This is a genomic window from Paraburkholderia graminis, assembly GCF_003330785.1.
GTDB classification, from domain to species: Bacteria; Pseudomonadota; Gammaproteobacteria; order Burkholderiales; family Burkholderiaceae; genus Paraburkholderia; species Paraburkholderia graminis.
Genome location: NZ_CP024934.1, coordinates 301,046 through 314,284 on the forward strand (window position 1 = coordinate 301,046; position 13,239 = coordinate 314,284).

The window sequence follows — 13,239 nt, forward strand, 5'->3', positions numbered from 1 at the left end:
ATGCGCGCGACGCGTCAAACGAGTTCGATGCCCATTGCCGTCGCTTCGCCGCCGCCGATGCAAAGCGTGGCGACGCCGCGCTTGCCGCCGCGCTTTTTCAGCGCACCGATCAGCGTGACGAGAATGCGCGCGCCCGATGCGCCGATCGGATGGCCGAGAGCACACGCGCCGCCGTGCACGTTGACCTTGTCGTGCGGAAGCTTGTGTTCCTTCATCGCGGCCATCGTCACGACGGCGAAAGCCTCGTTGACTTCATACAGATCGACTTCGTCCGCGCGCCAGCCGTTTTTGTCGAACAGCTTGCGGATCGCGCCGACCGGCGCGGTGGTGAACTTCGCCGGCTCCTGCGCGAACGTGGAGTGGCCGACCACGCGCGCAAGCGGCGTGACGCCGAGACGCTTCGCCGTCGATTCGCGCATCATGACGAGCGCCGCGGCGCCGTCCGAAATCGACGACGAGTTCGCGGCCGTCACCGTGCCCGTTTTGCTGAACGCGGGCTTGAGCGTCGGAATTTTTTCGAGGTTCGCCTTGTACGGCTGTTCGTCGTGGTCGATGGTCGCTTCGCCCTTGCGGCTTTGCACTTTCACCGGCGCGATTTCCCACGCGAACGAACCGTCTTCGTTCGCACGTTTCGCGCGGTTCAGGGACTCGACGGCGAACGCGTCTTGCGCTTCGCGCGTGAAGTCGAACGAGGCCGCGCATTCTTCCGCGAACGTGCCCATCAAACGGCCTTTTTCGTAGGCGTCTTCGAGGCCGTCGTAGAACATGTGATCGATGACCTGGCTGTGACCCATGCGCATGCCGCCCCGCGCTTTGGGCAGCAGATACGGCGCGTTCGTCATGCTCTCCATGCCGCCCGCGACGATCACGTCGACCGAACCGGCGGCCAGCATGTCGTGCGCGAACATGGCCGCGCGCATGCCCGAACCGCACATCTTGTTGACTGTCGTGCTGCCCGTCGAAAGCGGCAAGCCGGCGCCGAGCGCGGCTTGCCGCGCGGGCGCCTGGCCGAGGCCCGCGGGCAGCACGCAACCCATCACGACTTCATCGATCTGCTCGGGCTTGAGGCCCGCACGCTGAACCGCGGCTTCGATCGCGATCGAGCCGAGTTGCGGCGCGGTCAGCGATGCGAAATCGCCCTGAAATGCAGCCATCGGCGTGCGCGCCGCGCTCACGATCACAATCGGATCGGCCGTCGTGCCGTTCGTCTCTGTCTTTGTCTTCGTCTCACTCATGTTTTAGCTCCTTGATTACGCCTTGGACTATCGCCGGCACGTCGCCAAGCTGCGCCGCGTCTGACGCGACGACGTCGTTGTCCGCCGTATGCGCGGTGCTCGCCGACACGCCGGCCACGCAACGCCGATAGGTTTCATCGAGCGCGGCCGCGTTGTTGATCGTCATGCCGAGGTCGCGCACCTTGCCGTCGTGCACGCCATAGGCCCAGCCGTGCACCGTGAGTTCCTGGCCGCGCGCCCATGCGTCGTTGATGATGGTCGTGCGGCACACGTTCACGACCTGCTCGATGGTGTTCAGTTCGACGAGACGCCGGTGACGTGTCTCGCCAATGGGCCACTCGTCGATCAGTGCGGCATGTTTCGCGCGCACGTCCTGCACGTGATGCAGCCAGTTATCCGCGAGACCCACGCGGCGGCCGTGCAATGCGGCGGCCACGCCCGAGCAGCCGTAGTGGCCGACCACCATGATGTGCTTGACCTTCAGCAGATCGACGGCGAACTGGATCACCGAGAGGCAGTTCAGATCCGTATGCACGACCACGTTCGCGATGTTTCTATGCACGAACACTTCGCCCGGCGGCAGACCGATGATCTGGTTCGCGGGCACGCGCGAATCGGAGCAGCCGATCCACAGATACTCGGGCGTCTGCTGATGCGCGAGGCGCGAGAAGTACTCGGGATCTTCGGACAACTTGCGCGTGACCCACGCGTCGTTGTTATCGAATAGATGCGCGAGCGGATGGGCGGGGTTGGAAGCGTTCATGTTCATGATGCGTCTTGGCGGTTAATCGACGGTTATTCAGTGGTTATCTGGCGGTTAGGCGACCGCTTTCAGCGGCCGGTTTCGTTACGTTGGATTCTGTGTGCATGCGTTAAGCAACTCTCACGCTGCGCTCGTCGGCCTGCGGTCCAGCGGCACTGATAGCATCTGCTGCGTTCCACTCTGCGGATTCTGCATCGACAAAACGCTCCGGATAGCGAATGCAAAAACGCACGCTGCTGTCATACGGAAAGAAGTCGGGCAGTTCGCCTTTCAGCAGATGATTCTTGTGCTTTTGCCACAGCGCCGGATCGAAGAAGTCCGCGTGATGCTGCATGAACGCGCGGCGCACGCGCGGGTCGCCGAGCAGAAAAGTGCCATACGTCTCGGGGAAAATGTCGTGCGGCCCGACCGAGTACCACGGCTCGCCCGACATCTCGTCCTCTTCGTTGCGCGGCGCGGGCACTGCACGCACGTTGCAGTCGGTTAGATATTCGATCTCGTCGTAATCGTAGAACACCACGCGGCCGTGGCGCGTCACGCCGAAGTTCTTGTACAGCATGTCGCCGGGGAAGATGTTCGCCTGCATCATTTCCTTCACCGCGTTGCCGTATTCCTTGATGCCGTGATCGACGTCGTCGTCGCTGCCGTTTTGCAGGAACAGATTCAGCGGCACCATGCGGCGCTCGATATACATATGGCGGATCACCACATTGTCGCCGTCGTACTCGAGCAGCGACGGCACTTCTTTCTCCAGTTCACGCATGAGCGCTTCGTCGAGCCGCGAAATGGGCAGCGCGACGCTCGAATATTCGAGCGTGTCAGCCATGCGGCCGAGGCGGTCGTGCCGTTTGACGAGCTGGTACTTCTCCTGAATCTTCGCGCGCGTGGTTTCCTTCGGCGGCGGGAAGTTGTCCTTGATGAGCTTGAACACGTACGGAAAAGAGGGCAGCGTGAACACCAGCATCACGAGCCCCTTGATGCCGGGCGCGATGATGAACTGATCGCTCGAATGCGACAGGTGATGCAGCAGATCGCGATAGAACAGATTCTTGCCCTGCTTCTGCAAACCGACCGACGTGTAGATTTCCGCCTTCGGCTTGCCCGGCATGATCATGCCGAGAAATTCGACGTAAGCCGACGGTACTTCCATATCCACAAGAAAGTACGAATGCGAGAAGCTGAAGATGATCAGCAACTGTTCGCGCGTCAGCAGCACCGTGTCGAGTGCGAGCACGCCGGGCTTCACATGACGCAGCGGCACGGCGAACGGCAGCAGCCTGTCGCCGTTGATGATTCGCCCGACGATATACGCGGACTTGTTGCGAAAGAACAGCGACGAGAGCACATGAATCTGGAAGTTCGGCGCTTCGTCGAAGGTGCCGAACGCGTCGTGAATCGCCTGCATCACGCAGCCGACGTCGCGCGTCAGATCTTCGAACGGCGGCTCGAGTTGAAAATTCGTGACGATGCGCTCGAGCGTCGCGGCGAGGCCGTCCTTGCCGGGGTAATACGCGCGATAAGTCGGCTTCGCCGCGGGCTCGTCGTTCTCGATATATTCGGTCGAGATTGCCGGGCGCACGAAAATGAAGTCGTTGTTGAAATACGAGCGGTGCAGAATCTTGCAGCACACCGAATTGAAAAACGTTTCCGCGCACTCGGGCTGACGGTGCGTGGTGAGAAGGCCAATGTAGTGCAGCTTGATCTGCTGCCACACTTCGCTGTCGATGTTCTCCGCGTCGTACTCGTCTTCGAGCAGCTCGACGCATTCCTGCACGCGGTCGTCATATGAAGTAATGCGCTCGCGCGCGAGCTTTTGCAGACCGTGCCAGTCGCCGTGTTCGAACAGCGTCTTGGCATGAATCGCCGCGTCGCGAAAGATCCGGTAGTGCCGGTTGAATCCTTCGAGCATGGTTTGCGCGACGTCAAAGCCGATTTGCGACGACAACAGTTTGGGGAAGTGATTCATGTCGACCGTGCATTCGTCTCGTGTCGTGAAGACACCCGTGATTGTATCGTCGGGTGCGCTCGCGACGCATTGCGTCAACCGGCTCGTGCGCCGGCGCCGTGTGAGCGGTGCCGGGCATTTGCGGACTTTTCCGGGCAACTGCGCTCAATGCCCTGGTTCGGCGTTGTTAAACGGCTCAATTTGCGGCAAGAAAAAATTTCGTTCACGACCTTACCTGGTGCGCGGGTCTCGTCATGCGGGCTTGGCTTCGCGCGCTCGTCGCCCTTGTTGCGTTTCTTGCGCTTGCGTCGCTTTGCGTGCCTCGGAAGCCGCATGCTTGCCGCCTTCGAGCAGCGCGCGCGCCTGCGCTTCGTATTGGGCGAGGTCTTCGAGCGTCGCGTTCAGGTCTTCCAGTTGCCGCTCCAGCACCTCGCGATGACGCGCGACCGTGCCGAGAAACGCGTGCAGTTGCGGGACGGTGTCTGTCGGCGATTCGTACACGTCCAGCAGATCGCGAATTTCGGAGAGCGTGAAGCCGAGCCGCTTGCCGCGCAGCGTGAGCTTCAGGCGCGTGCGGTCGCGGCCCGAATAGACGCGCCGCAAGCCGCTCGAACCTTCGCGGCTCGGCGAGAGTAAACCCTGGTCTTCGTAGAAACGTATGGCGCGCGGCGTGACGTCGAATTCCCGCGCGAGTTCGGTGATCGTGTATTGAGTGGTCATCGGGGCATTCACTGGCCGGGCACAAAGTCAGATTGAACGATAGAATCGACGTTTACGTTATCGTCAACTTGGGTTGAATGCAACCTGCGGCAAGTACGCGGAAAGCGTGGAGGAAGACACCGAATGAATGCACTCGAACATCAACTCGACTATCCGTTCAACGACACGCTGCCCGAGCCCGGCCACGCGCAGGAAGTCGCGCCCGGTGTGTTCTGGCTGCGCATGCCGTTGCCGTTCGCGCTCGACCATATCAATCTGTGGCTGCTGCGCGATCAGATCGACGGCGAGGAAGGCTGGACGGTGATCGACTGCGGGATCGCGTCGGACGCGATCCGGGAGAACTGGGAAAAGGTGTTTGAGTCGGTGCTCGACGGTTTGCCGGTGCTGCGCGTGATCGTCACGCATTGCCATCCCGACCACGTCGGTCTCGCGGATTGGGTTTGCAGCGGCGGCGACAAGAAGCGCTGGAACGCGCGCCTGTGGATGACGCTCGGCGAATACATGCAGGCTCGCGTGATGGCGGCCGGCGACGGCTCCAACGCGGGCGGCGAAGCGGCGGCGCGGCACTTCGCGCTGCACGGCGTCACCGACGAGGACTCGCTCGAGAAGCTGCGCAGCCGGCAGAGTTATTACGCGAATCTGGTGCCGTCGGTGCCCGATCAATACCGGCGTTTGCGTGAAGCGGACCGCGTGCGGATCGGCAGAAAAACGTGGCGCGTGGTGACGGGCTATGGCCATTCACCGGAGCACTGTGCGCTGCATTGCGAAGAGATGGGCGTGCTGATTTCCGGCGACATGGTGCTGCCGCGTATTTCGACGAACGTGTCGGTGTTCGCGATGGAGCCCGAAGGCTCGCCGCTTGCGCTTTATCTCGAGTCGCTCGCGCGCTACGAGGTAATGCCTGAAGACACGCTCGTGTTGCCGTCGCACGGCAAGCCGTTTCGCGGCGTGCGTACGCGCGTGAAGCAGTTGCGCGAGCATCACGACGCGCGTCTCGCCGAAGTGCGAGAGGCGTGCGCGCAAAAGCCGCAAAGCGCGGCGGACATCGTGCCGCTCATGTTCAAGCGCGCGCTGGATATTCACCAGATGACGTTCGCGATGGGCGAGGCGCTCGCGCATTTGCATCTGCTGTGGCTGGCGGGCGCGTTAAAACGCACGCACGATGCGGATGGCGTGATGCGGTTTTCGGCGTGAGCCCTTGCTCGATGTCGGTGGCCTACGCATAAAAAAAAGCCCGGTCGCGCGTTTGCACTGCATTGCATTGCATTGGGCGACCGGGCTTCTGCTGCTTCGGGTTCGTGCGGTATGTTCGTGCGGTATTACTGCACCGACACCGCCCCGAAGTTCTGCCGCCCAAACGGGCTCACGTGATAACCGCTCACATTGGTCCGCGTGATAGCCGCCGCCGTCGGATAACCGAGCGGAATCCACAGCGCCTGATCGTGAATGATCTGCTGCGCAGCCTGATACGCTTTCGTGCGCTTGGCCTGGTCCGGCGTGGACTTGCCGTCGGCGATCAGCTTGTCGAGATCCTGATCGCAGAAGCGCGCGAAGTTGATGCCCGACTTCACCGCATTGCAGCTAAAGAGCGGCGACAGGTAGTTGTCCGGATCGCCGTTGTCGCCCGCCCAGCCCATGAATAGCGAGTCGTGCTGGCCTTGCTTGGCCTGCTTGATCAGCTCGCCCCATTCGATCACCTTCACGTCAGCCTTCACGCCGATCTTCGCGAAGTCCGCTTGCAACAGCTCGGCGCCCGCTTTCGGATTCGGATTCAGCACGCTGCCGTTCGGACGCACCCAGATGGTCGTTTCAAAGCCGTTCGGGTAGCCGGCATCGGCGAGCAGTTTCTTTGCCTTGGCCGGATCGTACGGCCAGGCCTTCACGGCCTTGTCGTAGCTCCAGGTGTTCGGCGGATACGGATTCACCGCTGCGGTCGCGGTGTTGTCGAAGACGGTCTTCAGATACGTGCCGCGGTCGAACGCCATGTTCAGCGCGGCGCGCACCTTCTGATTGTCGAGCGGCTTCTTCTGCGTGTTCAACGCGACGAATGCCGTCATGAACGCGGGCGTCTGCACGATGGCGAGCGACTTGTCGTTCTTCGCATCTGCGAGATCCTGCGGTTTCGGCGACAGCGCAATCTGGCATTCGCCGGCTTTCACCTTTTGCGCGCGCACGGTGGCGTCGGGCGTGATTGCGTAGATCAGACGGTCGATCTTCGGTTTCGAGCCCCAGTAGGTGGGGTTCACGTCGTAGCGGATCACCGCATCTTTCGTGTAGCTCTTCAACTCGAACGGGCCCGTGCCGACCGGCTTCGAATTCAGATCGACCTGCTTGCCGGCTTTCAGCAACTGATCCGCGTATTCAGCCGAGTAGATCGACGCGAAGCCCATCGTCAGGATCGACACGAAGGTCGCGTCCGGCGCGTCCAGTTCGAACTTGACGGTGTTGTCGTCGACCTTGCTGATCGCCTTGATGAGCTTCGGCAAGCCCATCGACTGCGCATGCGGAAAGCCGCTCGCGCCCGTCACCTTGTGCCACGGGTTGCTGTCGTTGAGCATGCGGTCGAACGTGAAGACGACGTCGTCGGCATTCAGCGGCCGCGTCGGCTTGAAGTAGTCGGTGGTCTGGAACTGCACGTTCGGGCGCAGATGGAACGTGTACGTGAGGCCGTCCGCGCTCACGTCCCACTTGTCGGCCAGCGACGGCACCACTTTCTTCGCGGCCTCATCGTAGGAGACGAGCGAATTGAAAATCACATCCGCCGATGCATTGGTCGTAACGAGCGAGTTGAACTGCACGACATCGAAGCCGTCGGGGCTCGACTCGGTGCAGACGGTCAGCGGTTTGGCGAGCACGAGCGCGGGCGCCGTGAAGAGTACGGCGGCTGCGAGCAGTTTGAAGCGCATAAGATCTCCGATAACAAGCGCAGTCAGGCAGTGCGTCTGGTTGTGTGGTTATTCCGTTGACGAGTGACAGCGACGTTTATGGCCTCGCCGTCGACTTCATTCTGATACCTTTCCGGGGCTCGCGCATGCTCGCCAAAATGCGGGCTCACGTGCGCGCCGGCCTTCGCGAAAGCTTATCGAAGGGCAGTTCGCGCGACAACAACATAATCCGCATATCCATATGGGATCGTATGGAGCCTGTGCCGTGCGCGTGCTGGCTTCACGCGGCGCTCGCACGCTGCATCAGATAAGCGATGCCGTCGATCGCGCGCACGCCGTACCACGAGACCATCTCGCCGTCGATCAACTCGATGCGCTTGCCGGCCATGCGCGGATCGCTTTTCAGCGCATCGCAATGCGCCTGCGTGAAGCGATAAGGTTCGCTCGAAAGCAGAATGCGGTCGACGCCGGCAAGCCACGGCGCGTGCTCGGCGTCGTCGAATTCGAACGATGGATAACGGCCCGCGCCTGTCGCGCCGCCTTGCACCTCCGGCAGCGTCTGCCAGTTCACGACGCGCAGCATCGCGGAGATGTAGGTGTCGCGCGCGACGGTCATCCACGGTTCGCGCCAGATCAGATACAGCACGTTTTGCGCGGCGAATGCATGCGCGGCGGCTTCATGCAGACGCGCCTGCAACGCATCGGCGAGACGCTGCGCTTCGTGCTCGCGATCGAAGATCGCGCCCAGCAGCGCGTACAGCGAGAGATTGTCGTGCGGCGTGAGCGGATGAGTCACGACGACATGCGGCACGAAAGCACGCAGTTGCTCGACGGTGTCGCGCTCGTTCTCGTCGATATTGACGATCAGGTGAGTAGGCCGCAGCGCGCGAACGGCGTCGACCTTCACGGCTTTCGTGCCGCCGACCTTGGGCACATTGCGCACCTTGTCGCGCGGATGCACGCAAAAACCGGTACGCCCGACGACCTGGCGTTCTAGACCCAGCGCAAACAGCAGTTCGGTGATGCTCGGCACCAGCGAGACGATGCGCGCGCCGGCACCCGTTTTTTCGTGCGCGACGCCGGCTGCATCGACCGCACAGGCAGACATGATTTACTCGACGACGGCGCGCGGCTTGCGCGGCGCGCGTTCGAACACGCGGTCGTAGAGCCAGCGCGGCACGACGTGCAGCAGCATCGCCACGACACGCATCTGCCACGGAAACACCGCGAAAGCGGTGCGGCGCTCGATGGCCTGCGCGGCTTTCGCGGCGAAGCGGTCGGCGTCCATCAGAAAGGGCATGGTGTAGGGATTGTGCGCGGTCATCGGCGTGCGGATATAGCCGGGCGCGATCGTGACAACGCCCACGTCGTGCGGGCGCATTTCGACGCGCAACGCTTCGAGATACTTGAGCGCCGCCGACTTCGACGCGCTATACGCGCCCGAACCGGGCAAGCCGCGCACGCCCGCGACGCTCGCAACGCCGACGAGCGTGCCGCGTCTTGCGGCAACCATCGCGGCCGCGAACGGCTCGAAGGTGGCGACCATGCCGAAGTAGTTGATGTCCATCACTTCGCGGAAGGTGCGCAGGTCGCCTTCGCCGGTGACCGCGCCGCGGCTTACGCCCGCATTGGCGATCACGATGTCCGGCTGGCCATGTTCCGCGATGAACTGCGCGGCCGCTTCGGCGAGCGCCTCGGCGTCGCGCACGTCGACGCTATAGCAGGAGATGGAGTTTTGCGGATGAGACCGCCTGAAGGCGGCGAGGGCTTCGCCGCGGCGGGCAACGAGGCCGAGCGTCGCGCCGCGCCGCGCGTATTCGGCGGCGAGCGCGAGGCCAATTCCACTCGAAGCGCCGGTAATGAAAACTTTCAACGGTGAGCTCATTCCGGCGCCTCGCGCTTTACATCTTCTTCGCGCGAACCTGCTGGACCAGGTAATCGAGCACCTGGACCGTGCCAGGCAGGCTGTTGGTCGCAGCCGGGCCGGTTTCGTACTTGCCCTGCACGGCGATGGTCGGCACACCGTCGATCTTGTAGTCTTCGAGCAGCTTCTTGTCTTTCTGCAACGCGCTTTGCGTCGAGAATGAGTTGTACGCGTCCATGTACTTCTTCGGATCGACGCCGTTCTTCGCGAGGAATTTGGCCTGATCTTCCGGCGTCAGCAGATAGTTCTTGTTGACGTGAATTTCGTTGAAGACCTTCGGCGTGAGCTGGTTGGCGAGACCGAGCGCGTCGAGCGCGTGATACATCTTCGAATGCGGAATGAAGTCGTCGCGGAAGGCAACCGGCACGCGCTTGAACACGACGTCCGGACCCTGCTTCTTCACCCATGCTTCGAGATACGGGTCAAATTCGTTGCAGTGCGGGCAGCCGTACCAGAAGAATTCGGTGACTTCGATCTTGCCGGCGGGCACGTCGGTGGATTGCGCGCTCGGCAACACGGTGTAGTCCTTGCCCGAGACCGGCGCGGTCGGCGACGCGTGCGCCGAGGCCGCGACGAGGCCCAACGAGAGGAACAGAATGCTCAGCAGTTTTTTCATGTTGTCTTGACCCAGGTAGGCGTAAAACAGTGGCGCCACGCAAATGCCCGTCACCGTTTTCAAATCGGCGTTGGACGGCTCTATCGGCCGTCGTGCTCAATCATGCTCAATCGTGCTTACTGTGCTTGTTGCCTGCGATTCCTGTGACAGGCGCCGCGCGCCGATAGTTCGGCGGCGGCGCCTGCCTGCGGGTCCCGCGCTGCTTATTGTTTGGTGAAGCGGATCACGGCGGTGTCAACGCCCGCGTCCGACAGACGCTGACGGCTCGCGTTCATGTCCTCGAACTTCGAGAACGGCCCGATACGCACGCGATAATACGTGACCCCGCCCGCATCGCGCTGCGTGACCTTCGACTCGAAGCCCTGGAACGCGAGACGCGCGCGTTGCTGTTCGGCGTCCGCAGCGGTTTTGTACGCGCCCACTTGCAGGAAGTAGCCCGTGTTCGCGTCGCCCGGCGCGGGCGCTGCGCCCGAACCCGGCTTGACGTTCGCGACCGCCGCCGACGACGTGCTCTTCGGCGCGGAACCCGCTGTGGTCGCAGCCGGCGCGCTCGTGGCTTGCGGCTTTTTCACCGCGGCGGTGGCGCTGCTGCCGTTATCCGGCGCGGGCTTCGGCGCGACCGCCGTGCCGTTGGCATTGCCCGCGGCATTATTGTTCCCGCCGAGGGTCGGCGGCACTTCGATGATTTGCGGCTGCTCGAGCATGCCCGACTGCGTCTGCGAGTTGGTCTGGCCAGGCGCGGTGTTCGGCGGCGCGGGTTGCGCGGCCTGCGGCACCGGCTGACCCGGCGTCTTGCCTTGCAGCGGACGGTTCGGATCGTATTGCGCCTGGCTCGCGCTCGACTCGGACGCCGCGGGCGGCGCGACCTTCGACACGAACGGCGTAGGCGCACGGGTGATATACAGCGCCACCACTACCGCGATCGCGAGGCCGACAATCAGGCCCAGCACGATGCCGAGAAAAGTACCCCCGGTTTGTTTCGATTGCTTTGTTGTGCGGCGTGGTTTTGCCATCGTATGAATCACCTGCAAAAAGAATCCTGGAACGGCCGCCGATTATAACGACGGCCGCATGCATGTTGCGCCGGAGGACTTACATCTTGACGGGAGCGGAGACGCCGATGATCGCAAGACCGTTGGCGAGCACCTGACGCGTGGCTGCGAGCAGCGCGACGCGTGCATTGCGTTCGGCCGCATCGTCGACCAGCACGCGTTCGGCTCTGTCATTGTAGAACGAGTGGAATTCCCCGGCGAGGTCGCGCAGATAGAACGCGACCGCGTGCGGCGCGAGTTCGTCGGCGGCGTGTTGCAGCATGTCCGGGAACTCCGCGAGCTTGTTCAGCAAGGCCATTGAGCGCTCGCTCGACAGCGGCGCGAGGTCCACGCTGTCAAGCGTGCTTTCGTCCGCGCCGTAGCGAGTTTTGCATTCGGCGATGACCGAGCAGATCCGCGCATGCGCATATTGCACGTAGTGCACGGGGTTTTCGTCATTTTGTTTCAACGCGAGGTCGATGTCGAAGACGAACTCCGTATCCGCCTTGCGCGAGATCAGGAAGAAACGCACGGCGTCGCGGCCGCGGCGAATCGTCTCTTCGTCGATCTGATCGACGGCTGCCTCGGTGCCGGGCAGCGCGCCGCCCGACCATTCGATCAGATCGCGCACCGTCACGTAGCTGCCCGCGCGCTTGGAGATTTTCACCTCTTCGCCATTGCGCATGACCGTGACCATCTTGTGCAGCACGTAGTCGGGATAGCCCTTCGGAATGCCGATGCCGAGACCTTGCAGCCCGGCGCGCACGCGCGCGATCGTGCCGTGGTGGTCGGAACCCTGAATGTTGATGACCTTGGTGAAGCCGCGCTCCCACTTCGCGACGTGATACGCGACATCGGGCACGAAGTACGTGTACGTGCCGTCGGTCTTGCGCATCACGCGGTCCTTGTCGTCGCCGTCGTCCGTCGTGCGCAGCCACAGCGCGCCTTCCTGCTCGTAGGTCTTGCCCGCGGCGATGAGCGCCTGCACCGTCTTCTCGACGCGGCCTTCAGTGTAAAGCGACGACTCCAGGTAGTACTGGTCGAACTTCACGCCGAACGCCTGCAAGTCCATGTCCTGCTCGCGGCGCAGATACGCCACCGCGAAGCGGCGGATCGCGTCGAGATTCTCGACGTCGCGCGCGCCGGTGACGGGCTCGCCGTCGCTCGCCGATACCGTGACGCCGTTCAGATAGTCTTTCGCGATGTCGGCAATGTACTCGCCGTTGTACGCGGAAGCGGGCCAGCCGGCGTCGCCCGGAGCGAGGCCGCGTGCGCGCGCCTGGGTGGACAGCGCGAGCGTGCCGATCTGCACGCCGGCGTCGTTGTAATAGAACTCGCGATGCACGTCCCAGCCTTGCGACGCGAGCACGTTCGACAGCGCGTCGCCAAGCGCGGCCTGACGGCCGTGGCCGACGTGCAGCGGTCCGGTCGGATTCGCGGATACGAACTCGATCAACACGTGCTTGCCCGCGTCGCGTTGCGAGCGGCCATACACGTCTTTCTCCGCGAGCACGGCCTTGACCACCGCCTGCTTCGCCGCAGCGGCAAGACGCAGGTTGATGAAGCCGGGGCCCGCGACTTCGGCGGATTCGATCAGGCCTTGTGCCTGCGGCTGCGCGAGCAGCGTGTCGACGATTTGCTGCGCCAACTGGCGCGGATTCGCGCGCAGCGGCTTGGCGAGTTGCATCGCCACATTGCACGCGACGTCGCCGTGCGCGGCGACCTTCGGACGTTCCAGCGCGATGGTGGGCGACACGAAGGCGGCTTCCGTCGCGCCTTGCGTGGCGAGAGCGACCTGCTTCACCGTGTCGGCGAGCAGTGTTTCCAGAGTGTGTTTATGTGCGGGCAGCATGCTTGTTGCGAGTCCAGTGAGGCAATCCGGTGATACGGAGGAAGCGCCGGCCGCCTCGAGCGCGGCCGATTCGGCAGAAGCGTGGAAAGCGGCGGTTGCGCGGCGGCGCGGTCTGTCATGACATATCGGCATGACGAGGCGAGCTGTTGGGCACTTTGCCTGCAATGCAATCAGCGCGCCGTTCGGCCGCGAGGCGAAGGCTTGGCCGCTGCGGCATGCAGGCCGCAACCGGCTGGCCGGCCGCGCCGCTGCGCCTTGCCGCGCGCGG

The 13,239-nt window shown here is 63.0% G+C and carries 11 protein-coding genes; 1 reads left to right on the forward strand and 10 read right to left on the reverse strand.

Annotation, left to right across the window (positions count from 1 at the left end; translation table 11 throughout):
• Positions 1-14: 14 nt before the first annotated feature.
• The 4 genes from CUJ91_RS01300 to CUJ91_RS01315 all read right to left on the reverse strand — a co-directional run bounded on the left by CUJ91_RS01300 (position 15) and on the right by CUJ91_RS01315 (position 4,663).
• Positions 15-1,235, reverse strand: coding sequence for an acetyl-CoA C-acetyltransferase (locus CUJ91_RS01300; protein WP_114155731.1), 1,221 nt, complete (start codon positions 1,233-1,235; stop codon positions 15-17).
• Positions 1,228-2,004, reverse strand: a complete 777-nt coding sequence (can, locus tag CUJ91_RS01305) for a carbonate dehydratase (RefSeq protein ID WP_029969583.1) — start codon at positions 2,002-2,004, stop codon at positions 1,228-1,230. The genes CUJ91_RS01300 and can overlap by 8 nt, the downstream gene beginning before the upstream one ends.
• Before the next feature lie 103 nt (positions 2,005-2,107).
• Positions 2,108-3,964, reverse strand: a complete 1,857-nt coding sequence (aceK, locus tag CUJ91_RS01310) for a bifunctional isocitrate dehydrogenase kinase/phosphatase (RefSeq protein ID WP_114156661.1) — start codon at positions 3,962-3,964, stop codon at positions 2,108-2,110.
• Positions 3,965-4,195: 231 nt separating this feature from the next.
• A complete protein-coding gene (locus CUJ91_RS01315) occupies positions 4,196-4,663 on the reverse strand; it encodes a MerR family transcriptional regulator (protein ID WP_006048150.1) in 468 nt (155 codons plus the stop codon).
• 123 nt (positions 4,664-4,786) lie between these two features.
• Here CUJ91_RS01315 and CUJ91_RS01320 point away from each other — a divergent pair, with 123 nt between their 5' ends.
• A complete protein-coding gene (locus CUJ91_RS01320; protein WP_053857431.1) occupies positions 4,787-5,857 on the forward strand; it encodes an MBL fold metallo-hydrolase in 1,071 nt (356 codons plus the stop codon).
• A 125-nt stretch (positions 5,858-5,982) separates the two neighbouring features.
• On the opposite strand, the gene CUJ91_RS01325 is transcribed toward CUJ91_RS01320, so the two are convergent.
• From CUJ91_RS01325 to argS, 6 genes are all read right to left on the reverse strand, one after another.
• Positions 5,983-7,569 carry an ABC transporter substrate-binding protein gene (locus CUJ91_RS01325; RefSeq protein ID WP_114155732.1) on the reverse strand — a complete coding sequence of 529 codons (1,587 nt, stop codon included), beginning with the start codon at positions 7,567-7,569 and terminating at the stop codon, positions 5,983-5,985.
• A 259-nt stretch (positions 7,570-7,828) separates the two neighbouring features.
• Positions 7,829-8,656, reverse strand: coding sequence for a helical backbone metal receptor (locus CUJ91_RS01330; protein ID WP_114155733.1), 828 nt, complete (start codon positions 8,654-8,656; stop codon positions 7,829-7,831).
• 3 nt (positions 8,657-8,659) lie between these two features.
• The gene (locus tag CUJ91_RS01335) at positions 8,660-9,433 is read right to left on the reverse strand and encodes an SDR family oxidoreductase (protein ID WP_114155734.1); all 774 of its coding nucleotides are present in this window, start codon (positions 9,431-9,433) and stop codon (positions 8,660-8,662) included.
• 16 nt (positions 9,434-9,449) lie between these two features.
• Entirely contained in the window at positions 9,450-10,088 is a 639-nt protein-coding gene (locus tag CUJ91_RS01340) for a thiol:disulfide interchange protein DsbA/DsbL (RefSeq protein WP_029969595.1), read from the reverse strand.
• Positions 10,089-10,291: 203 nt separating this feature from the next.
• The gene (locus CUJ91_RS01345; protein ID WP_006048144.1) at positions 10,292-11,119 is read right to left on the reverse strand and encodes an SPOR domain-containing protein; all 828 of its coding nucleotides are present in this window, start codon (positions 11,117-11,119) and stop codon (positions 10,292-10,294) included.
• Between the two features lie 61 nt (positions 11,120-11,180).
• Positions 11,181-12,971 (reverse strand): arginine--tRNA ligase, encoded by a 1,791-nt coding sequence (argS, locus tag CUJ91_RS01350; protein WP_053857434.1) that lies wholly within the window; start codon positions 12,969-12,971, stop codon positions 11,181-11,183.
• Positions 12,972-13,239 lie beyond the last annotated feature (268 nt).